Raw genomic sequence first — 20,429 nt, forward strand, 5'->3', positions numbered from 1 at the left:
AGCCTTATTGGGCACAGGTTCTGAAGCCGACGAACACATCGTTTCGATCGGGCGTGTAGGCTTGGCGGTAAGTGCCGCGAATGAGTATGGAAGAAGTGGCGCAAGAACCACCCCGAACCACTTTGTGGTCTCCGAATTGCAAGGTGGACATGAAGGGGTACATATCCATAGTGAATCCGCTGTAAGGGAAAAACAGGCTGTCGGTCCACTCCCAGACAGTGCCAATCATTTGCCGACATCCAAACGGGCTGTCACCCTCGGGCAGCGCAGTCACCGGCAGCCTAGCCAGGTGTGTGCTGTCCATGTCCACCCGGTGTGTTTCCATGGTGTTGCCCCATGGAAACTTGTTGAAGGTGCCTTGTTCTCGATTGCCCAAGGCCGCCACTTCCCATTCAAACTCGGAAGGCAAGCGTCGCCCGGCAAACTTGCAGTAGGCCTGTGCTTCCCAATAACTCACGTGCTTCACGGGCAGGTTGGCCTGAACAGGAAGCCATTGGTCGAAGTGGCGTTCAAGCCAAATGCCGTTCTCTTTTTTCCAGAACAAAGGATGCTTTGCACCAGTGCTCTTGCGCCACTTCAGGCCCGCCATGCTCCAGTGTTGGTCGTTTTCGTAGCCGCCAGCTTGAATGAAGGCAAGGTACTCAGCGTTGCTGAGCAGGTTTCTTGAAATTTTGAATGCTTTCAGGTCAACGATGAATCCGGGCTTTTCATTGTCGAAGCAGAAATCTTCTGTCGCGAAATATTAAGATTCTGGTGGCATGCCGATGCGGTAGCGGCCTGCAGGTACTTCCACATCGCTGTGATCGATTGGATATGTGTTTTCCGCGCCTGTGTCCTTCAACGAAAAGGGCGGCGGCGCATAGCCCAGGCTTTGGCGCGCCCACACCATCGACTCAATGTGCATGTTCAGGTGAAAAATGGCGTACTTGTAAAGGTACAAGTCGCTGTCGGTCAGCGCCTTGGTTTCAATTCGCTGTTTCACCTTGTTGAAGGTGTCGTCAAAGTAGCGCAGGGTGTCGGGTTTGTCTGGGAAAAGCCCTTCTTGCCAGCGGTCCTCGTGGGCCAGTTCAAACGAGTCCCAGATGTCGTCCAGCGCCGGGTTGTACGAGGGGGCTTTGTCCAGGTTTTGCAGAATGAATCGCTCGAAGAAAAAAGCAGCATGCCCAACTTCCCAAATTGGCGGATTAATGCCCGGCAAATAGGGCACTTTGGTTTGCTGAGCACTTAAGCTGTTGAGCAATTCAAGAACACGCTCGCGGCTTTGTTGCAAAGTAGCGAGTAAGGATTGCTTGTTATTCATCGTGGTGGTACTACTAATGGGTTACAACCAATTATAGGCCACCCATGTCCATTAAATCGATACTGCACACTTTGACTGTTGCTTCCGCTGCGTTGTTGATCGCCAGCGGTAGTGCTTACGCCGAGAAACCTGAAAAAGGAAACGGTAACCAGGGCAAAAACAAGGAACAAAGTGAACAACGCGGGCAAAAGGAAAACCGCAAGGGCAATGGTAACGAGAAAGGCGGTGGTAATGTTACAGGCAAGCGTGCTGAAGGCCGCGATTCTGGCCAAGGCGGAGTGTCGGTTTCATTCAACTTTGGCAGCACCGAGACCCGCATTGTGCGGGACTACTACGGTGGCCAGGTTGCCAAAGGCAAATGCCCACCCGGCCTGGCCAAAAAGGGCAATGGTTGCCAGCCTCCGGGCCAAGCCAAGCAGTGGCAAAAGGGCCGCGCCTTGGGTAGCGACGTTCGCTATTACGACATTCCCAATGAATTGCGCATTCGCCTGCCCGCGCCACCCTTGAACCACAAGTACGTGCAGCTTGGCACCGACCTTTTGTTGATCGCGGTGGGCACCGCCATTGTGGTTGATGCAATTGACGGGATTTTTTAAGCTTCGGATCGGGGCTGAATCCCAGTCCCGATTCGATCCAGTACGTGGTCTACCAGGTTTTTAAGAACCGATTCCCTGACCGGCAATTTGTCGGTCAGTGGGTTTTCCAGCAGTGACACCAAACCATGCAGGCTTGACCAAATGAACATGGCGTCGGCCTGGGGGTCGATTTGCTGCGCGTTGGAGTTTGATTTTTTAATCAAATCCAATTGATCACGCAACATCAAAAAAGAGTGCTGGGCACGTTTCAGCGCTTCGCCGCTCAAGGCGAAACCGTTGTGGTGTTCGCTGAACATCAGTCGATAACGGTGGGGATAGCTAACCGCATATCGAATGTAAGCCAAGCCCATGAGCCTGAGGCCCTGCCATTCATTTTCCCCTTGAGTTCTCGCATTCAAGTGTTCAGAGAAATGCTTGAAGCACTCGCTAGTTAAATCACTCAACAAGTCATCTTTGCTTTTGAAGTGGCGGTAAGGCGCCTGATGAGACACATCGAGATCACGCGCAATTGCACGCAGGCTCAGCGCGCTGATGCGGCCGCGATCAAGTTCGTCAAAGGCTTTCGCCAAACACCGGGATTTCAGGTCGTCTTCTGTCATGCGCACATCATAAATCAGAATCTGTTGACAGTGTCTACATTGAGGAATATTCTTTGTTGACGCTGTCAACATTCAAGGTGTCTCTGATGTTAAAACTGAACAGATTGTTAAAAGTTACCGCGTGGACAGCGGCCGGTCTTGCACTCACCGCATTTTCAATTTCAACGCCTTTTGTTTATCCCCAGGGAAAAGCGGCCATAGCCCAAAACGCGAAGTTGGTCGTGACTCATGCATTTATTCAGGATGGCAAGTCAGGGCCTTTCTACTCACGCAGTGAGGAGGTTGTGAAATCACTCAAAGGGCAGCCAGGCTTGTTGGCATATTCCGTGCGCCGACAGTTGTTTGGCAACCAGGCGTGGACTCTCACTGTGTGGGATTCCGAGCGCAGCAAATCAGCGTTTATTCGTTCAAGTGCACATCAATCGGCCATGGCCGAGGCTTCAATCGTGTTGAGTTGTGCGCGATTTCTTCGGGTTGACTGGTCTGGAGAAATAAAAAACCTGGATTGGGACGAGGTGTTGGGTCGATTGGATACCGAGTCCGTTTCTTACAGCTTTGGTGATTCCAACTGCTGACACCTTACACGGCCCTCGCGCCGCTGTCTCAAATCTCTGTTCCTCATCTTTTCGCGACGCGGTAACATGACGCCTTTGTTACCGTTAAACATCAGCCCATGGTTGATGGGACCACACCGTGAACAGGCCGTAAAACGATTTCATTGGTTGTGTGGAACATCGTGTTGTATTTTTCGAAGATGTGTGTATTATGCATATAAATAGCTCACCGAAAACATCAAAAATCGCCAACTTGCTTGGGGCAGTTGCCGGGCTTGTTAACAACAGGCTTGAGGAGGAGTTGAGGGTTCATCCCAACGCCAACAGCACTGCAAGCGCCGCTTTGAATGTAATTGGAATGTTTGGGGTGTGTTCGATCGGGCAGCTTGCGAAGGGCTTGTGTTTGTCCCATTCGGCCACGGTCCGCCTCACAGAGAAAATGGAGTTGTCGGTTTGGGTGTCCAGACTTGCTGGCGAGGACAAGCGAGTGGTCAATCTTGAATTGACAGAGCCCGGCAAAAAACATTTGCGTGATGTGCTGGATACCCGGTTGGGAACTTTAAAACCGATTGTTTCCAAACTGTCGGCCACGCACCAGAAGCAGTTGGAAAAAATTTTGTCGTTGTTGATCGAAGATTCGGTGAACAGCGAAATGGATGCGGTCAGTGTGTGTCGACTTTGTGACGACAAGGTGTGTCCCGAAGACGATTGCCCAGCCCATCACAAGCTGGATTCTCTCGATTCCTAGGTTTGGCCTATGCATGTGCTTTGACCTCTTGAGAATGAGCCGCCAACCGATTTGAAGTGGCAGTACGAAGTGCTCTGGTAATTGAACTTGTTACATTCTCTTGAGGTTAATGATGAAAAGATTTGCCCTGATAGTTTCATTGGTTGCAGCAAGCGCTGCAATTATTCCCGCCGCAACCACCGCACAAGGCACACAATCTGGTGATGCCACCATGTTGAATTCCATCCCCCCCAGCATGCGCTTGAGCAAGGACGAGGTGTATTCGATGTACCTGTCTGCAATTCAAAAAGGCTATGTGGAGAAAACCACTGGCGATGGAAGCATGATTTTTATCATGACTGGCAAAGGCATGAGTAAAACACGTGAGCAGGTTTTGAAGGAACTTATGAACCAGACTCCTGAGCAGCGCCGCAACGCCAACAAGCCTTAAGCGTTTTTGGCTCTGCCTGTCAATCAACTGGAGAAGGCTGATTTTCGTCGGAGAGTCAGCCTTTTTCTTTGAGGAAGTCAATAAACGCCCGTGACTTTGAATTGATGTGTTTTCGATCCGGTATGACTGCGTATACATTTCGCTTGAAACCGAAATAGCCCGGTAGCACCGTTTCAAGCCGTCCTGCCTGAATGTCCTCTTGAACAACAAAAGCCGGTATCAAAGCGATTCCCAAGCCTTTGAGCAGGCATTCCCGAATAGCGAGGCTGTTGTTGGACTCGAATGTGCCTGTCACGTTCACGCTGTGTTCCTGGCCTTGGGCGTCAAAATACACCCATTGTTTGGGGCTGCTTCGGTAGGTGTAGATCAGGCATTTGTGTTCACTCAGGTCGGCGGGATGATCGGGCACACCGTATTGCCGCAGGTAGGCACTGGAGGCCACGGTGAGGTGTTCTATCTCTCCCAGTTTTCGGGCGACCAAACCAGAGTCTTTGAGTTCTGCAATCCGGATGGCCACATCAAATCCTTCGCCAATAATTTCGGATATTTTGTCTTCGAGGTGAAGCTCAACCGTGAGTCTTGGATGTTTGTTCATGAACGCCGGAATTCTTTTGATCAAGGTGGTCAAGCCGTACGACATTGGCGCAGCGATACGTAGCTTTCCTTTGAGCTGTTGCTGATTGTGAGTGATTTCCTGTTCGGCTTCCGCAATGCTCGACAATGCAACACTGGCCTTCTCAAAAAGTCTGCTTCCTTCCTCTGTCAGACTAAGCCTACGGGTAGAACGCTGAATCAGCTTTACTCCAAGCCGTTCTTCCGTTCTGGAAACCGCCTTGCTGGCCGCGGATTTGTTGATTCCCAGGTTTGTAGCGGCATCCGTGAAACTAAGCCGTTTCGCCACCTCTACAAACACACGCAGGTCGACCAGTTCATTCACGATTGTTGCTCCACAGGAAACAATAAGTTGCTGATTGCCTAGATTATCAATTTCGCGATTGCAAATACACTGTCAAGGTGAATGTCAAGGCAGATTGCCTGAAAGGTTGTGTACGAATGAACGTGTTGTTGTTGCTGGCCTGTGGCCTTTTAATCTCCCTGACCTATGCCTTGGGCAAGTTGGCCACTCAAGCGGGTGTGGAAGGCATCGAGCTGCTTTTCTGGCAAATTTCAGGCAGCGTATTGATTGTATTGCCCAGCGCATGGTGGGCTGGCCAATTGCCGAAGTTGCGGAAGGACCATGTGCGGTACTACACCCTGGCGGGTTTGATGGGTTTTACTGGTCCGTACCTCATTACTTATTGGGTGCTGAACTACATTCCCTCTGGTCTCGTCGGTGTGGTGGCCTCGCTTTCACCCTTACTCACCTTTGCAATTGTATTGGTGCTTTTCCGCGGTAAAGCAAATTTCGCCAGCGGCCTTGGTTTGGTTTTAGGGTTTGCAGGCGTACTTGCCATTTTGTTGCCCAAAAACAGTTTGCCCAGCCCCGATATGTTCATTTGGGTATTGCTGGCCTGCGCCTCACCCTTGTTGCTCGCAATTGGGAATGTTTACAGAACTCGGGCATGGCCCGCCAACGGAAAGCCACTTCAAATGGCTGCCGGTTTACTCACCTCCCAGTGGGCACTGCTCCTGCCTGTCTACGCAGTGACCCAACCTGTGGGTTTGCCCACACAAGCCTTGTTTACTGTGATGAGCATCGCTGTGGTGTCGGGCTTTTTCTATTTGATCAGCTTTGAACTGCAGCGCCGCACAACGCCTGTGTTTGTGGGGCAGTTGGGATATGTCATTGCGCTGTGTTCTCTGTTGATCGGCATTTTGTTTTTCAATGAAACACCCTCGCTCTGGGTTTGGGCTGGTGCGGCACTGATCGCCGTAGGGGTGTATTGGGTATCAAATAGTAAATCAATAGGTGGTACAGCATGACTCAATCATTTGAAGTGAGTATTCCTGCCGCCGGGCAGCCACTGGCCGGTACGTTTTTTCCAGCGATCAATGGCAAACATGACAAGCCACTGTTGATTTGCCCTGCCACCGGAATCATTCAAAAGTTTTATTTTCCCTTCTCGCGTTGGCTGGCTGAACAGGGTTTTTCTGTGTTGGTGTTTGATTATCGAGGCATCGGAAAATCTTTGCAGGAGTCGCATGTCAAGCATTGCGGGGTGAAAAAGCAGGACTGGGGCTTGTATGACATGCCGGCAGCGCTGGATTTTCTGCTGGAACTCACTGGGCAGGGTAGCGCATACCTGATCGGGCACAGTGCAGGTGGGCAGTTGTTTGGCTTGATGCACAACCACGCCAAAGTACGTGGCGTGTTGGCGGTGGCAGCTTCTTCCGGGCATGTGAAGAATATTCGGAAGGACAAGCGCAATGGTGCCAAGTTCATGCTGCGATGGGTGATCCCGATCAGCTCTGCCGTGTTGGGGTACGTGCCAGCCAAGCGTTTTGGCTGGGGTGAGAATTTGCCAAAGGGTGTTGGCCTGCAATGGGCCAAGTGGTGTTCCAGCCCCGGTTATGTAGAAAATGAATTTGGTGATGGTGTGCAACAACACTGGTTCGAACAGTTCAACTCGCCAATTACTTTTGTGCATGCCAGCGATGATGAAATCGCAACCCTGCCCAACGTGGAGGACATCATGCGTCTGTTCACCAAGGCCAGCAAGAAACGGATTGAAATCAAACCCGAGACGTTCGAGCTTGGCAAAGTAGGGCACATCGATATTCTCAGAGAGCGGTGCAACAGCATTTGGCCACAAATTCTTGCAGAACTCACGCCTTAGGCTAAGATTGGGTAATTGAGTTTTCGAACATAAAACCCATGAGTTTTCTTGTAAATCAAAGGATCTTGAGATTCTGGTCGCTTGTTTTTTGCATTGTGTTTTCTGCGAATGCGGTTGCCCGCAACATAGAACCCAAGCCCTTGCATTACGAATTGCCTGGCTGGTTCAAACAAACTTTTCTGGAAATTCCCCTCGACATTCAAGATGCACAAACCCGAGGAAAGAAGCTGCTCATTTTCTTTCACCTCGATGATTGCCCTTACTGCGCGTATTTGCTGAAAGAGAATTTTACAGAAGGACCCAACCGCGAGAGGATTGAAGCCAAGTTCGATGTGATTGCCATCAATGTGCGTGGCGACTTGCCCGTGAATTGGATCGACGGCACCGTGTATTCTGAAAAGCAATTGGCCAGAAAACTGGGTGTGTTTGCCACCCCAGCAGTGTTGGTGATGGGGCCCAAGCCCGAGGTGAACAAAAAAATTATGGGCTACAAGAAGCCTTCTGAGTTTCTTGATTTATTGGGCCTTGCCAATTGATTCGAGCTTAAACGGTAAGCCTTGGGCGTTTGCCCTGTTTGTTGCCTAAACACCCGTGCAAAATTGCCCGAACTGGCATAGCCAAGCCGATACGCGATTTGTTGAATGGGTAAATCGGTGGTGTCCAGCAAACAAATGGCATCTCGAAGGCAGGCCATGTCCCGTAGTTCACGGTAACTGGTTTGCCAGAAATCAAGTTTTCTGCGCATGGTCCTCAGTGACACCCCTAATTTAACGGCCACTTCATTCTGGCTTGGATAGCCAGACTCTCCCAGCGTCAGCATTTGCTGAACCTGTGCCAGAAAGTGGCTGCTGTCACCCGATATTAGAGCCAGTTCGCGTTCGCATTGTTGAACTGCGAGCGCCAAAACAGGTGGGTTTGACATAGGGAGTTTTTTATTGGCCACATCAGCAGGTATGCAGTATTGCCAAACAGTGGAGTCGTGCAACATGGCGGGCAGGCGATCAGCGAAACGGGGCACGTAATTCTGCAACTCCCCCCGCAGAAAGAAATGCCCTGTGGGTTTTTCAGTGCCGATCAACATTTGAAGCGACCTGAACAGTACAGTCAAAATACACTCAAAATAAACACGTTGTATCTCAGTCCCCAAAGGCAAGTTGATGTGCAGTGAAACGCAGGTATGTTCGGGCAGGGAAGAGACCGACAAGTTGACTGCACGCTCCTGCACAGTCCAGAAGCGGCTGAGCAAATCGAATACTTCAGGCATTGAGCTTGCACACATGATGGCCATGCCCAAGCTGCCATGGCTGGTCAAAGGCAATGACAAGCCGATTTCAAAACCCAATCCATTATTGCCAGTGTGCTCGAGTATCTGATTGATCAGATTCATTTGCACCACAGGTGGAACCCTGGCTGCGGGATCTTCAAGAATTCTTTTGTCGAAACCTGCTTTTGCAATCAACTCATTCTCATCCAACCCTCGTTCTCGACCTATGGCCAGCACAGTTTTTACATAGATTGCAGGAATGTGTGGTTTAAAAAACCAGATTCCCAAAGGGTGTTGGCCAGTGGATTGCGGCATGCTTGTCATGCACTTTCCCGATTGGAGATGATTCGAAAAATCAGACTACTCAGATGTTGGCCTGGAATCAACCTCCCCACTGTGACCAAACGATTGATTCCGGGAAGGGCGACAGCGGCCTTATTCTCGATTGCGTGGATTGCGCATGTCGCCACAGGAATCACACTCATGGCTACACGCTCGGTCCAAAAGCTTACAGAAGTCTTGTTCGAACTCCTCGGATTAAGGCCCATGCGCTCGAAGATGGGCGTTTTCGTGATTCCAGGACACAAGCTGCCCACATGAATGCCATAGGGTTTTAGTTCTTGGGCCAATGCATTGGAAAAGGCGAGCACGTAGTGTTTGCTTGCACTGTAGGCTGCAAGATTGGGCACGGGAGCAAATGCTGCAATCGACGCCACATTGAGTATGCGGCCTGGAATGCCTTTTTCGATCATATGGTTTGCAATTCTAGAGGCCAGTGCCGTCAACACCTGAACATTCAGGTTCAACATGTTGTGTACTTTGACCGGGTTCAATTCAATTTGCGGACCGTACAGTGCGGTCCCTGCATTGTTGATTAACACCTCTACGGAAATGCTTTGTTCATTCAGGTGTTTCATCAATTGATCAATTGCCTGCGCGTCAGTCAAGTCCATGGTCAAGGTGCTCAGCCGGTCAATGTTTTTCCCGGCATTAATTTGCAGTGTTTCGAGTTCGTCTTCCCTCAAACTGACCGCCAAAACCCTGGCCTCGAGGCGAAGCAATTGCAAGGTGATCTCGCGACCAATGCCGCTGCCTGCGCCGGTGACCAAAACGGAACGGTTGCGCCAGAAGTTGGCTGAGGGGCGTTTGAACATGATTGATCCATTCAGTGGTGAAGTTGTGCACACTGTACTGACCGAGCAGGACACTGGTAAGCGCATTTTCGGCCATGCGCGCATCAAAATCGGTCAACTGAAAGATTGCCGGGAATTTTTCAGTGTTTGTCATGGTTCTTCAATGTTGGGCTGAATAAGCCAGCCATTTTTGAAGGAGGAAAGCCATGTTCCCGGACTCTCCCTATATTGCGCGCCCCGGTCAAATCAATGCTTGGGACAATGAAGAGTTCGTTGCAGCCGTGAGATCAACCGGTAAAAAGCAGCTGATTGTGGCAGGCGTGGTGACCGAGGTGTGTGTCTCGTTTCCGGTGTTGTCGGCGCTCGAGGAGGGTTACGATGTGTTCGTAATCGCTGATGCATCTGGCACATTCAACGAAATGACTCGGGATGCGGCATGGTCTCGAATGATTGCTGCCGGTGCGCAAATGATGACTTGGTTTGGTGCTGCCTGTGAACTGCATCGCGATTGGCGAAATGACGTGGAAGGTTTGGGCGCTTTATTCTCCAATCACATTCCCGACTATCGCAACCTGATTCATAGCCACCAAACGCTGACTCAAGGGCGTGACTGACGCGACTACGATTACATTTTCAACGACTGCTGGTTTATCAAACTTGCTGTCGTTGAATTGACCTGCCTTGGGAGCCAACTGTGGTTATTTGATTCGTTTGATTACCGTGCAGCATCCGTTTAAAGTCTTGCTAATGCGTGACTCGCTATTATTGCAATGAGAGAGACTGGAACACTGAGGTTTTTTTGCGGAAAAATGGGTTCAGGAAAATCAACTTTAGCTAAAAAGTTGGCTGATCAACCTAATTCTTTTCTGCTTTCTGAAGATCAATTACTGGCGGGTTTGTATCCAGATTCTATTCACTCACTCGAAGACTATATTCGCTTATCAAGGCGTCTGAAATCAGTCCTACGGTCTCAGGTGGTCAGCCTCTTAAAACTTGGTGTGAATGTGGTGATGGACTTCCCCGGTAATACGCGCACTCAGCGACAGTGGTTTCGAGAAGTGATTGATGAGGCCGGCTGTCCACACGAACTGATTTTTCTCGACAGACCTGACCACGTTTGCATTGAACAGCTGTTAAAGCGGCGCGAACTTGAACCCGAGCGAGCGACATTTGACACTGAGGCAAACTTTCACGCGGTCACAACCTATTTTCAGGTACCCGAGGAAAACGAGAGTTTTAAGGTGGTGAAGAAGTAGCTCTCGTTTGCCCGAATACCCTAAATGGTGTTTACTGCGCGGTATATCCACCGTCGATCGCAACCGACTGGCCAGTGAGATAGGTTGATCCAAAAGCAGCAAGCCACACAATTGTCTTGGCGACTTCTTCTGCCGAGGCTGCTCGTTTTGCAGGCACACTAGAGAGAAAGCCGTTTTTAATGGCTTCGTCCCCACCCACAAAACGGTTCAACATGTCCGTATCGACTGGACCCGGTGCAACCGCGTTGACCCGGATACCCAGTGGCGCAACCTCAAGCGCTGCAGACTTTGTCAGGCCCTCTACTGCATGCTTGCTCGCCGCATACACCGCAGCGCCAGGAGCACCCACTTGCCCCACTATCGATGACAAATTGACGATTGAACCCTGGCCTTGCCGCTGCATCGCATTTAACTCGTGTTTGAGCAACAGCAGCGTACCCAGAACATTGGTGTCGAAGGTATGTCGGTAATTCGATTCAGTTTGCGAGGTGATTGCGCCCAGAGTGCCCTCAACCCCGGCATTGTTAATCGCAATGTCCAGTTGTCCAAATTGCGCCAATACAGTTTGGATCAGCGACTCCACCTCGGATTCAATGGACACGTCTGCCTTTACAAACAGAACTTGCCCACCCAGTGCGGCAAGTTCTGATGCCAGTGCCTGGCCTGCATCTGCGCGTCGCCCACTGATCACCACATTAAAGCCCTGTTTGGCGAATTCAAAAGAAGTTGCTCTGCCAATTCCTGCCAAGGCGCCTGTAATTAAAACTGTTTTGGTCGTCATGTTGATCTCCCGGTTAATCATTGAATGGAACCTGTGAGTAATTTGATTGATTCCAGTAGAGTCTTCTAGTACCTTAAATAAGCTAAAACAAATTCCATTTTGGAATAAATAAATCGATGGATAAACTTGCTTCAATCCTGTTGTTTGTGCGCGTTGCAGAAACGGGTAGCTTTTCAGCGGTCGCGTCTGAAATGGGTACTACTCAAAGTTCAGTCAGCAAAAAGATTGCTGCACTTGAAAGCAGCCTGGGCTTCAAATTGTTCAGTCGAACAACTCGGGCAATTTCACTGACTGGGGAGGGGGCAAATTATCTTGAACAGGTTCGACAGCCTTTGATTGATCTTGAATCTGCAGAAGTCTCACTTCGGCAGGGGCAGTCAAAAGTCAGCGGCGCATTGCGAATTGCGGCCTCTGTGGGTTTTGGGCGTTTGTGTTTGATGCCTTTGCTCAAGGGTTTCATGGACGAACATCCACAGCTCAAAATTGATCTTCGGTTACATGATGAATTTGTTGATCTGGTAGAGCAGGGCATCGACGCTGCAATTCGTATCGGTCATCTGGATGACAGCGGGCTCATTGCAAAACGAATCGGGTATTCAACCAGACGCCTATTGGTGCACCCTGAGTACCTTCGTGAATACGCACAGCATGCAAAGTTACCCGAGCATCCTGATGACCTGGTTCACATGAATTGCATTGTCTACACCGGGTCCTCATTCAAGCAGTCTTGGCGGTTTTCAGGTGCACAAGGGAGGCAAGGTGGTAGCCCTCAGCCACTCACTGTTCGTGTTGAAGGCAATATTCAAACCAACAGCAGTGAGGTGATCAGGCAGGCTGTGTTACTGGGTATGGGAGTGGCCTATTGCCCTGACTGGCTGTTGGCTGAGGAAATCAAAGCGGGTCAGGTTTGCGAAATTCTTCCGGGTTGGAGCGAGCCTCCCTCGCCGATTTGGTTTGTGTATCCACCGCAGAGGAAGGATTCCCTCAAGGTAAGGGTGTTGGGTGATTTCTTGCAAGCGAGGTACTCAGCATTGCTTTTGCCAAGTCAATAAAGGCGCGTGTTTTTGCGGTCGAGGTTCGGCCCTCACGATGCACGATTTGCACCGGCAACGGATCGGGTTCAAATTTGCTCAAACAAATTTTCAGTTTTCCTTGTTCAACTTCATTGGCCACCTGGTAAGAGAGAACTCGGGTCAACCCGAAGCCGAGAACGGCCGCTTCAATTGCAGCGTCGTTGGTGGTGGTCATGAGTGAAGGTTCCAGCCTCACCGAGGTTGGCTGGTCCGTTTTTCCGAATCGCCACTCTTGTATTGGATTCATATGCACAGCTGCAATCAATTGGTGGTGCTGTAAATCCTTAGGCTGCTTTGGAGTTCCTTGGCGCCTCAAGTAATCGGGTGAGCCCACCACGACCCGTTTGACATACCCTAAGGGTATGGCATTCAAACCCGAATCAGGTAAGTGACCAATCCGCACAGCCAGGTCAATACCTTCTTCCGCCAAATTCACAATACGATCCTGAAAAAGCAGTGTCGCCTTCATTTGTGGATATTGCTTCAGGTATGCCACCATCACGGGGGTGACAAACAAACGCCCGAACAGCGCCGGTGCGGTTACACTCAATGTGCCCATTGGTTTGGCATGCAGGCCGATTACTGAAGCATCAGCCTCCTTGAGTTCCTCCACAATGCGACGTGCATCCACCAGGTAGCGCTGCCCTGCGTCAGTCAGGCTCACTTGCCGTGTAGTGCGGTTCAGCAGCCGAACACCCAGCGAAGCCTCCAGTTCGGAAATCGCCTTGGTGGCCACCGGTGCCGACAGCCTGCATTTTCTTGCACCCGCTGCAAAACCTTCGGTTTCGGCCACCGCAATAAATATTTCAAGGGTTCTGAACTTGTCCATTTAATTATTTCCATATTGGAAATTAAGTAGTTCTATTTTGACTCATTCAAATAGAAATAGAAATAGATGACACTTGTTTCACCCACTCATTGCGGGTTTGTTCATTCTTAAGGAGATCATCATGAGCCGAATCAATGTCATTGAAAAACACACCGCCAGTCCTGAGCAACTAGAACTGCTTAACGCCATAGAAGGTCAGTTGGGGATGGTGCCCAATTTTTTGAAAGTGTTCGCAAACTCACCAGTGGCTTTGCGCGCTTTTCTTGGTTTACATGGTGTATCGAATGCTGGCCAACTCGATCCACTCAACCGTGGTCGAATTGCACTGGCCTTGGCTCAGCAAAACAGTTGTGAATATTGAGTGTCGGCTCACACCGCGATTGGAAGAAAAACAGGTTTGAGTGGGCAGGAAATTCAGAATGCGCGTGCAGGTACCAGTGAAGACATCAAAGCAGCGGCAATTGTGAAGTTTGCAAATGTCTTGATGGAGAAGCGCGGCGAGGTCAGTACCGCTGAAATTCTCACCGTGCGCAATGCAGGTGTTAGCGATGCAGAATTGGTTGAAATCATCACCCATGTGGGCATGAACTTTCTGACCAATGTGCTGGGCAAGGCCAGCCAGGTTGAAATTGATTTCCCGAAAGTTGATTTGAAACTGGCTGCGTAAGGAGAAAGACATGGGAATCGCATTTGCAGAAATTGCCTTCACGCCGGGCGTTCGCGAACTACAAACCCAGGCAGGTAGTCGGGAAAGGTACGCGGCCATGGATGAGTCTGCCAATCGCCGTGACAAACTGACTGAGAGAGAGACCACATTCATTGAATCACGTGATCATTTCTTTCAGGCCAGTGTGAGTGAAACCGGTTGGCCTTACGTGCAGCACCGAGGTGGTCCAGCGGGTTTTCTGAAAGTTCTCGATGAACGCACCTTGGGCTTCGCGGACTATCGCGGCAATGTTCAATATGTCAGTGTAGGTAACTTGATTCACGACAACCGTGTTGCGCTTATCCTGATGGATTATGCCAATCAGCGGCGGCTGAAGTTACTTGGTCGTGTTCGCTTTATTGATCGCGACACTGAGCCTGATTTGGTCGAGCGGCTAATTACACCCGGCTACAAAGCGATTGTAGAGAGAGGTTTCATCATTTCTGTGGAGGCCTTTGACTGGAACTGCCCGCAGCACATCACGCCGCGGTTTACGCTTGCGGAAATCGATGAGATGACCGCGCCACTCAGGGCGCAATTACGGAGAGATGAATGAGCACTAACACCAAACCGCCACTGCCACCCTTTAATCGGGAATCTGCAATTCAGAAAGTCAGGGCAGCCGAAAACGCCTGGAATTCCAGAAATCCTGAGGCGGTCTCTATGGCTTACACAGAAGATTCCAAATGGCGAAACCGCAGTGAGATATTTCAGGGTAGGGCAGCGATCGTCGATTTTCTAACCAGAAAATGGGCAGTAGAAAACGGGTACCGTTTGATCAAGGAATTGTGGGCATTTTCAGATGATCGAATTGCGGTTCGATTCGCTTATGAATGGCACGACATCGAAGGCCAGTGGTTTCGCAGCTATGGCAACGAGAACTGGGAATTTGATGCGAACGGATTTATGAAGGTTCGTCATGCCAGCATCAACGATATTCCAATCAAGGAATCAAAGCGTTTGTTTCATTGGCCGCACGGCCCCAGACCTAATGACCATTTGGGCCTCAGTGATTTAGGACTTTGAATCCAGATTCGTAAGCATTCGCCAGCCACTTCTCTCGAGTGCTCGCTTTCGAGTTTTTTACGGGACCATAGCTGGTCACAGTCACAGGCTTAATGCCACAAAACTCAAGAATGGTCCGTTTCATTTGGTTGTGCCCGGGCATGCGATACACCAGCCGGTAGTACCAGGGTGGTGTGTCCATGGTCGCGATCAGGTGTGCAGTTCGTTGCTTTAACAGGCCATCGACCATCAATGCATCTTTCTTAAACTTGAATGCGAATCCGGGCAGGAATATTCGATCAAAAAAACCTTTCAGAATAGCTGGAATTGAACCCCACCAAATTGGATAAACAAACACAAGGTGCTCGGCCCAAGCAATCGATTCTTGTGCGGCAACAAGGTCTGGTTCAAGTGGCTGAATGGTGTTGTAACCATTGCGCAGTATTGGATCGAAATTCAGTTGTCCAAGGCGGAGTAAGCGAACATCTTGACCTGCAGCCCGCGCTCCACTTTGGTAGGCCTCTGCGATGGCACCGCACAAGCTGGCCTCGGCTGGATGTCCGAGAATTACGAGAACGCGTTTTTGCATGACAAGGTTCCTTTTTGTTAAACAACAAAAAGTCTAAAGCTTGCCCTTAGGGGAAGAGTCAACTGGAATTTCGCAGTTCATTAATTCTGGTGAGTGAAGCAGTTCATTCTGAAATTCATTCAACAGCTTGAGTTGGGCGTTAGCCGTGTGGATTTGCGATTGAATGGTTAATCGCTTCAACTCAATTTGCTGAAGCATCAGAGTCATGCTTGAATCAGAATCGCTAGTGTTGCTTGCCAGAGCCTCTACCAGTTCCTTCAGTTTGAAGCCCAAAGCTTGTGCGCATCGAATGGTTTGAATTTGCTGAACTACCACATCGTCATAAATACGATAGCTGCCTTTGCGAGTTGGCTTTTGTATCAAGCCCATTTGCTCGTACAGGTAAATGGCCTTGCGCGACGCGCCAGACCTTTTTGAAAGTTCGCCGATGTACATGGATTAAGCGTGTCGCCTCGTTTTAATTGTCTTCACTTTCGCCAATTCGAATCGCACGGGTACCAATTTTTGCACCCGTCGATTCATCAATCGCTACAGGCTTGATTTCGGTTCCTGCTTCCGCATCAAAAAATTTTGTCAGTTTTCCGCCGCCACGGTGTTTACGTCCCCAAGCACCGATCATGAATAACACTGGCAAAAAGTCTCGGCCTGCCTCGGTGAGCAAATACTCCTCCCGCGGTGGGTGTTCGGAATAGCGGTGCTTTTCCAGCAATCCTTCCTCGGTAAGAACTGCCAACCGCTTAGTCAGCATGGTGGGCGCAATACCCAGGCTTTTGCGGAAATGGTCAAAGCGGGTAACGCCCGCATGCGCATCGCGCAAAATCAAAATGCTCCACGCATCCCCGACGAAAGCAAGGCTCCGCGCGATCGGGCAGGGGTTTTCTGAAATATTTTTACTGTCCATACTATTTTGATAGTGACTTTATTTTAAATTGCGAGTAAAGTTAGTTTCGTTTTGATAGTAACAACTTGCTGGCCAGAAATCCACCAACATTTCGCACACTTTGGAGATTCAAATCATGAACAAGAGCAAAGGACCGGTTGCACTGGTCACAGGCGCGTCGTCCGGTATCGGCTTGATCACGGCACAAAAGCTGGCGGCATCTGGTTATCGAGTGTTCGGTACCAGCCGACGCCCTAGCGCTGCCGGGTCACATGGATTCGAAATGCTGACCATGGATGTCGACAATGACGAGTCTGTTGTTACGTCGATCAATCAAATCATGGATTCAACTGGCCGCGTCGATCTACTCGTCAATAATGCCGGGCGGGGTTTGTCGCCTGCCGGCGCTGAAGAATTCTCGCTCGAGCAGGCGCAGGCAATCTTCAATACCAACTTTTTCGGTGTTGTGCGCACTACTAACGCCTTGTTGCCACACATGCGCAGTCAGGGCAGTGGGCGTATCGTCAACATCGGTTCTGTGTTGGGCTTCATGCCCATGCCTTACATGGCGTTTTATTCAGCAACAAAGTACGCGCTACGCGGTTACTCCGAATCACTCGACCACGAGCTTCGAAACATGGGTATCCGCGTGTCGGTCATCGAGCCTGCCTTCATGAAAACGTCCATTGAAGCAAATTCCACACAGGCAGAGTTCGAAATGGATGAATACCAGGAAATTCGAACCGCCTTGGCGGTACGCCTTTCAGAAATGCTGGATACGGCCGAAGACCCCGGCGTAGTAGCCGATGTAATTCTCAAAGCAGCGCAAGAGCCCAATCCGCGCCTGGCTTATACGGCCGGCACAGCTGCTGCACGATTGAAACTGATGAGCACACTGTTGCCTTCACGTTTTCTGGACACCGGAATTCGCAAACATTTAAAACTGAGAACACAATGAATTCGCTCACCAAAACTGAAACCAATTTATTGAACCGCCCATTTGTTTTACCCAATGGCGTTGAGTTGCCCAACCGTTTGGCCAAAGCCTCCATGAGCGAAGCCCTTGGAACCTACGACAACCATGCAACATTGAAAGTTGTTGAGTTGTATCGCCGCTGGGCCAAATCAGAAATTGGCTTGATGTTCACCGGTAACGTCATGATTGATCGCAAAGCCTTGGGCGAGCCCGGAAATATTGTGATTGAAGATGAGTCAGATTTGCCAGTATTGAAACAATGGGCCAATGCAGCTAGGGAAGAGGGTGCTTCATTGTGGGTGCAGTTGAACCACCCGGGCAAGCAGTCACCCAAAGGCTTGAACAAAATCAACCTTGCACCTTCGTCGATTCCTTTCCGGCAAGACATGGCTGCATTTTTCACAACACCCCGTGAAGCAACTGACACTGAAATTCAAGACATTATCCAACGCTTCGGGCACAGCGCGGCGATCTGCAAAAAGGCGGGTTTTGGCGGTGTGCAAATTCATGGTGCACATGGTTATTTGATCAGCCAGTTTCTGTCACCTCACCACAATCAGCGTACGGATCAGTGGGGCGGAAGTACAGAAAATCGCCGACGGTTTGTCATGGCCGTGTATGCCGAAATTCGTCGTCAGGTGGGTCCCGATTTTCCTGTGGGTATCAAGTTGAACTCAGCGGATTTTCAGAAAGGTGGGTTCACTGAAGAAGAATCGATGGCGACGATTCAAGCACTCTCTGAAGCAGGAGTTGATCTGATCGAGATTTCAGGCGGTACCTATGAGGCGCCTGCAATGAGTGGGGTGGTAGAGCAAACCAGAAAAGCATCCACCTCAAATCGAGAGGCCTACTTTCTAAGTTTTGCCGAAAAAGTACGAACCCAAACACGAACTCCATTGATGGTCACTGGCGGATTTCGGAGTTTCGCAGGTATGAACTCCGCCCTGGAATCGGGCGCGCTCGACATTGTTGGCGTGGCACGCTTGATGGCCATTGATCCCGACGCACCCAAAGCACTGCTCAGTGGTCGCGACTGTGATTATCAGGTGCGACCGATTTCCACGGGAATCAGGGCAATCGACAAAATGGGCATCATGGAAATTCTTTGGTACTCACGTCAACTGAAGCGAATTTCTGAAGGTGGTAATCCAAAGCCCCATGAAAGCGGAATCTGGGCTTTCCTTATTTCAGTGATCAAGAGTATTTGGGGAACCAACAGAACGCAGAGGTTGCGGGCATAGATTGAATGACTAAAATTCACAATGGCTTGAAGCTCCCCGCGCTCAGAACCGTTGGGGAGCTTTATTTGTTCACAGTTGCTTTTTCGCTGAACTAGGGAGAAAAATACAGTGGGTCCAATGGTCGCGAGCAGAGAAGCGGCGGTGTCGATACCGAAAAAAGACCAGTTCCATTCAAGCTAAGGATCAAAAAGGTTGGCACTGTGGCGGCGAATTTCAACATTAACGCACGCATATATTCTGGATCTGTTCGCAAATTCGTAAAAATGTAAACAATGCTCAAGGTGTGTTGAATGTTCCAGTGGCTTTCTCTGAACTGATCAAACAACACAACTTGAGCATGGATTTACTTGGAGAAATTCAAGATGTAAATGAATAAGAAAAGGTGATACGCATCTAGCAACAAGCTCCCGCACCAGTGGAATTGGCATTTTGCTCAAATGGAATCGAACTTCCGCATCCTTCAAAAATTCCATAGTGCTTGGAAAAATCACCGATGAATTGAAAGTGCTCTTTGAACCGGGTTTGTTGCAGCATGCGGAAGGTGTTGCCACACACCGAGAAAACCTTGCTAGTTTCCATGAAGTGGTGTTTGTCCAATAGAAAGCCGTGTGGTTGATTTTCGCTGGTTCCCCGATAAATGACGGCTTGGCCATAGTCTTCACAGGCAGTTTCAAGATCAGCCAGTTTGAACAAGCGATACGTGGCGGAGTAAAAACGTGTTTGTCCAACCAGCTGGTTTAATCGTTCATCTGTAATTTCAAGTGGGCGATCTTCGACCAAACGTGGATCGGTGAAGCCGTTTTGCGTTGCAACACGTAGAAAGTCGTTCCAGTACAGGGCACCACCCAAACATTCCCCATACAGCACTGGGTCGTTGGCCACATGAGGTGAGATTCTGCGATCTGAATAGACGTCTGAGAAATAAAACTCACCCCCAGGTTTCAGCAGTTCGTAAGCTTGGCGCATCACCGCATTTTTATCCGGTGAAAGGTTTACCACACAGTTTGAAACGATCACATCAAAACTGTTTTTCTCAAGACCAAGTTCATCCAGTCGTTCAATATAGCCTTGTAAGAAGGTAACGTTACTTCGTGCAAAGCCAAACTTTTCCCGATGGTATTCAAGATGACGGTTGGCAACTTCCAATTGTTCTTCCGTCATGTCCACACCGACCACTTCACCAGTTTCTCCGACCAGTTGCGCCAGGGCGTACACATCACGCCCGGAACCTGAGCCGAGGTCAAGAATCCGTTTCCCCTTCAGATCGGTGGGGCAAACCAGGCCGCATCCGTAATAGCGGCTTAGTACTTCGTTGTGAATATTCGACAACAAGGGTTTTAGCCATGCAGGTATGGCGGAAAAATCACAACAGGCCGTGGTTTTTAAATCGCTGCTGCTTTGTAGCTCTTTGCCATAGTAATTTTTGACTGCGTCATACATCTGTTGTTTCCCTCAAAGATTGCAAATTGGATTTGGTCCTAGTCCTGATTCGGTGACTTGAGCAAATAGGTTACGCGTTCTTTCAGGTAGGAAAATAAAAAGGCCAACTCAACTCCAGCGCTTTGACACGCTCCCTCTCAGCCGTGGTCACGCCATTGCGAGTGCCGTTGTCGACTTCATATTAGAGCACCCATTCATTCAAGGTCTGCGGGGTGCCCCCCACCTGAATCGCCCCGCTTTCCCTAGGCACTT

At 49.8% G+C, this 20,429-nt stretch carries 27 protein-coding genes and 3 pseudogenes; 17 read left to right on the top strand and 13 right to left on the bottom strand.

Translation table 11 applies throughout. The annotated features are described in order from the left end of the window. Window positions 1-4 precede the first annotated feature (4 nt). Window positions 5-706 (bottom strand): annotated as a pseudogene (locus tag PY990_RS13130) (SUMF1/EgtB/PvdO family nonheme iron enzyme); the annotation flags it as partial. A 36-nt stretch (window positions 707-742) separates the two neighbouring features. Next, window positions 743-1,300 (bottom strand): DinB family protein, encoded by a 558-nt coding sequence (locus PY990_RS13135; RefSeq protein WP_275271980.1) that lies wholly within the window; start codon window positions 1,298-1,300, stop codon window positions 743-745. Window positions 1,301-1,344: 44 nt separating this feature from the next. Here PY990_RS13135 and PY990_RS13140 point away from each other — a divergent pair, with 44 nt between their 5' ends. After that, on the top strand, window positions 1,345-1,896 hold the full coding sequence (locus PY990_RS13140) for a hypothetical protein (RefSeq protein WP_275271981.1): 552 nt from the start codon (window positions 1,345-1,347) through the stop codon (window positions 1,894-1,896). Here PY990_RS13140 and PY990_RS13145 read toward each other — a convergent pair. After that, window positions 1,893-2,495 carry a TetR/AcrR family transcriptional regulator gene (locus PY990_RS13145; RefSeq protein WP_275271982.1) on the bottom strand — a complete coding sequence of 201 codons (603 nt, stop codon included), beginning with the start codon at window positions 2,493-2,495 and terminating at the stop codon, window positions 1,893-1,895. The genes PY990_RS13140 and PY990_RS13145 overlap by 4 nt on opposite strands. 86 nt (window positions 2,496-2,581) lie before the next feature. Here PY990_RS13145 and PY990_RS13150 point away from each other — a divergent pair, with 86 nt between their 5' ends. From PY990_RS13150 to PY990_RS13160, 3 genes are all read left to right on the top strand, one after another. After that, the gene (locus PY990_RS13150) at window positions 2,582-3,070 is read left to right on the top strand and encodes a hypothetical protein (RefSeq protein WP_275271983.1); all 489 of its coding nucleotides are present in this window, start codon (window positions 2,582-2,584) and stop codon (window positions 3,068-3,070) included. Between the two features lie 190 nt (window positions 3,071-3,260). Next, on the top strand, window positions 3,261-3,797 hold the full coding sequence (locus tag PY990_RS13155) for a MarR family winged helix-turn-helix transcriptional regulator (RefSeq protein WP_275271984.1): 537 nt from the start codon (window positions 3,261-3,263) through the stop codon (window positions 3,795-3,797). A 109-nt stretch (window positions 3,798-3,906) separates the two neighbouring features. Then, window positions 3,907-4,227: a hypothetical protein gene (locus PY990_RS13160; protein WP_275271985.1), complete on the top strand. Its 321-nt coding sequence runs from the start codon at window positions 3,907-3,909 to the stop codon at window positions 4,225-4,227. Window positions 4,228-4,282: 55 nt separating this feature from the next. Here the strand turns inward: PY990_RS13160 and PY990_RS13165 are convergent, their stop codons facing one another. Then, on the bottom strand, window positions 4,283-5,164 hold the full coding sequence (locus PY990_RS13165) for a LysR family transcriptional regulator (protein WP_275271986.1): 882 nt from the start codon (window positions 5,162-5,164) through the stop codon (window positions 4,283-4,285). A gap of 116 nt (window positions 5,165-5,280) precedes the next feature. Here PY990_RS13165 and PY990_RS13170 point away from each other — a divergent pair, with 116 nt between their 5' ends. The 3 genes from PY990_RS13170 (at window position 5,281) to PY990_RS13180 (ending at window position 7,540) form a co-directional block, all read left to right on the top strand. After that, entirely contained in the window at window positions 5,281-6,150 is an 870-nt protein-coding gene (locus PY990_RS13170) for a DMT family transporter (RefSeq protein ID WP_275271987.1), read from the top strand. Next, window positions 6,147-7,004, top strand: a complete 858-nt coding sequence (locus tag PY990_RS13175; RefSeq protein ID WP_275271988.1) for an alpha/beta hydrolase family protein — start codon at window positions 6,147-6,149, stop codon at window positions 7,002-7,004. Before PY990_RS13170 ends, PY990_RS13175 begins: the two co-directional genes overlap by 4 nt. Window positions 7,005-7,069: 65 nt before the next feature. Next, window positions 7,070-7,540, top strand: a complete 471-nt coding sequence (locus tag PY990_RS13180; RefSeq protein ID WP_275271989.1) for a thioredoxin family protein — start codon at window positions 7,070-7,072, stop codon at window positions 7,538-7,540. On the opposite strand, the gene PY990_RS13185 is transcribed toward PY990_RS13180, so the two are convergent. Both PY990_RS13185 and PY990_RS13190 read right to left on the bottom strand, forming a co-directional pair. Beyond that, on the bottom strand, window positions 7,492-8,592 hold the full coding sequence (locus PY990_RS13185) for a helix-turn-helix domain-containing protein (protein ID WP_275271990.1): 1,101 nt from the start codon (window positions 8,590-8,592) through the stop codon (window positions 7,492-7,494). The two genes, PY990_RS13180 and PY990_RS13185, sit on opposite strands and share 49 nt — an antisense overlap. Continuing rightward, window positions 8,589-9,422: an SDR family NAD(P)-dependent oxidoreductase gene (locus tag PY990_RS13190; RefSeq protein ID WP_275271991.1), complete on the bottom strand. Its 834-nt coding sequence runs from the start codon at window positions 9,420-9,422 to the stop codon at window positions 8,589-8,591. The genes PY990_RS13185 and PY990_RS13190 overlap by 4 nt, the downstream gene beginning before the upstream one ends. On the opposite strand from PY990_RS13190, the gene PY990_RS13195 reads away from it, so the two are divergent. From PY990_RS13195 to PY990_RS13205, 3 genes and pseudogenes are all read left to right on the top strand, one after another. Beyond that, window positions 9,421-9,576: a hypothetical protein gene (locus tag PY990_RS13195; RefSeq protein WP_275271992.1), complete on the top strand. Its 156-nt coding sequence runs from the start codon at window positions 9,421-9,423 to the stop codon at window positions 9,574-9,576. The two genes, PY990_RS13190 and PY990_RS13195, sit on opposite strands and share 2 nt — an antisense overlap. 25 nt (window positions 9,577-9,601) lie before the next feature. Next, window positions 9,602-10,015 (top strand): annotated as a pseudogene (locus tag PY990_RS13200) (isochorismatase family protein); the annotation flags it as partial. 156 nt (window positions 10,016-10,171) lie between these two features. After that, window positions 10,172-10,657 carry a P-loop nucleotide/nucleoside kinase family protein gene (locus PY990_RS13205; protein WP_275271993.1) on the top strand — a complete coding sequence of 162 codons (486 nt, stop codon included), beginning with the start codon at window positions 10,172-10,174 and terminating at the stop codon, window positions 10,655-10,657. A gap of 31 nt (window positions 10,658-10,688) precedes the next feature. On the opposite strand, the gene PY990_RS13210 is transcribed toward PY990_RS13205, so the two are convergent. Continuing rightward, on the bottom strand, window positions 10,689-11,438 hold the full coding sequence (locus PY990_RS13210; RefSeq protein ID WP_275271994.1) for an SDR family NAD(P)-dependent oxidoreductase: 750 nt from the start codon (window positions 11,436-11,438) through the stop codon (window positions 10,689-10,691). Window positions 11,439-11,554: 116 nt separating this feature from the next. On the opposite strand from PY990_RS13210, the gene PY990_RS13215 reads away from it, so the two are divergent. After that, window positions 11,555-12,490, top strand: coding sequence for a LysR family transcriptional regulator (locus tag PY990_RS13215; protein ID WP_275271995.1), 936 nt, complete (start codon window positions 11,555-11,557; stop codon window positions 12,488-12,490). Here the strand turns inward: PY990_RS13215 and PY990_RS13220 are convergent. Then, the gene (locus PY990_RS13220; protein ID WP_275271996.1) at window positions 12,423-13,340 is read right to left on the bottom strand and encodes a LysR family transcriptional regulator; all 918 of its coding nucleotides are present in this window, start codon (window positions 13,338-13,340) and stop codon (window positions 12,423-12,425) included. The two genes, PY990_RS13215 and PY990_RS13220, sit on opposite strands and share 68 nt — an antisense overlap. Window positions 13,341-13,461: 121 nt before the next feature. Here PY990_RS13220 and PY990_RS13225 point away from each other — a divergent pair, with 121 nt between their 5' ends. Genes PY990_RS13225 through PY990_RS13240 form a run of 4 tightly spaced genes read left to right on the top strand, consistent with a single transcriptional unit; the run spans window position 13,462 to window position 15,072 of the window. Continuing rightward, a complete protein-coding gene (locus tag PY990_RS13225; RefSeq protein ID WP_275271997.1) occupies window positions 13,462-13,701 on the top strand; it encodes a carboxymuconolactone decarboxylase family protein in 240 nt (79 codons plus the stop codon). Continuing rightward, on the top strand, window positions 13,702-14,007 hold the full coding sequence (locus PY990_RS13230) for a carboxymuconolactone decarboxylase family protein (protein WP_275271998.1): 306 nt from the start codon (window positions 13,702-13,704) through the stop codon (window positions 14,005-14,007). It abuts the gene before it with no gap. Window positions 14,008-14,017: 10 nt separating this feature from the next. Then, window positions 14,018-14,602, top strand: a complete 585-nt coding sequence (locus PY990_RS13235; protein WP_275271999.1) for a pyridoxamine 5'-phosphate oxidase family protein — start codon at window positions 14,018-14,020, stop codon at window positions 14,600-14,602. Continuing rightward, on the top strand, window positions 14,599-15,072 hold the full coding sequence (locus PY990_RS13240) for a nuclear transport factor 2 family protein (RefSeq protein WP_275272000.1): 474 nt from the start codon (window positions 14,599-14,601) through the stop codon (window positions 15,070-15,072). Before PY990_RS13235 ends, PY990_RS13240 begins: the two co-directional genes overlap by 4 nt. On the opposite strand, the gene PY990_RS13245 is transcribed toward PY990_RS13240, so the two are convergent. From PY990_RS13245 to PY990_RS13255, 3 genes are read right to left on the bottom strand one after another with little or no spacing between them, the layout of a single operon-like run. Continuing rightward, a complete protein-coding gene (locus PY990_RS13245; protein ID WP_275272001.1) occupies window positions 15,053-15,640 on the bottom strand; it encodes an NAD(P)H-dependent oxidoreductase in 588 nt (195 codons plus the stop codon). The genes PY990_RS13240 and PY990_RS13245 overlap by 20 nt on opposite strands. Before the next feature lie 33 nt (window positions 15,641-15,673). After that, a complete protein-coding gene (locus PY990_RS13250; RefSeq protein WP_275272002.1) occupies window positions 15,674-16,075 on the bottom strand; it encodes a MerR family transcriptional regulator in 402 nt (133 codons plus the stop codon). A 22-nt stretch (window positions 16,076-16,097) separates the two neighbouring features. Beyond that, a complete protein-coding gene (locus PY990_RS13255; RefSeq protein ID WP_275272003.1) occupies window positions 16,098-16,541 on the bottom strand; it encodes a winged helix-turn-helix transcriptional regulator in 444 nt (147 codons plus the stop codon). Between the two features lie 115 nt (window positions 16,542-16,656). Here PY990_RS13255 and PY990_RS13260 point away from each other — a divergent pair, with 115 nt between their 5' ends. Next, window positions 16,657-17,478, top strand: coding sequence for an oxidoreductase (locus tag PY990_RS13260; RefSeq protein WP_275272004.1), 822 nt, complete (start codon window positions 16,657-16,659; stop codon window positions 17,476-17,478). After that, on the top strand, window positions 17,475-18,737 hold the full coding sequence (locus PY990_RS13265; RefSeq protein WP_275272005.1) for an NADH:flavin oxidoreductase/NADH oxidase family protein: 1,263 nt from the start codon (window positions 17,475-17,477) through the stop codon (window positions 18,735-18,737). The genes PY990_RS13260 and PY990_RS13265 overlap by 4 nt, the downstream gene beginning before the upstream one ends. Window positions 18,738-19,130: 393 nt before the next feature. Here PY990_RS13265 and PY990_RS13270 read toward each other — a convergent pair whose 3' ends face one another. Then, a complete protein-coding gene (locus PY990_RS13270) occupies window positions 19,131-20,177 on the bottom strand; it encodes a methyltransferase domain-containing protein (protein ID WP_275272006.1) in 1,047 nt (348 codons plus the stop codon). Window positions 20,178-20,289: 112 nt separating this feature from the next. Then, a pseudogene (locus PY990_RS13275) lies at window positions 20,290-20,418 on the bottom strand (IS3 family transposase); the annotation flags it as partial. Window positions 20,419-20,429: the final 11 nt, after the last annotated feature.

The organism is Limnobacter olei, from assembly GCF_029087225.1.
GTDB classification, from domain to species: Bacteria; Pseudomonadota; Gammaproteobacteria; order Burkholderiales; family Burkholderiaceae_B; genus Limnobacter; species Limnobacter olei.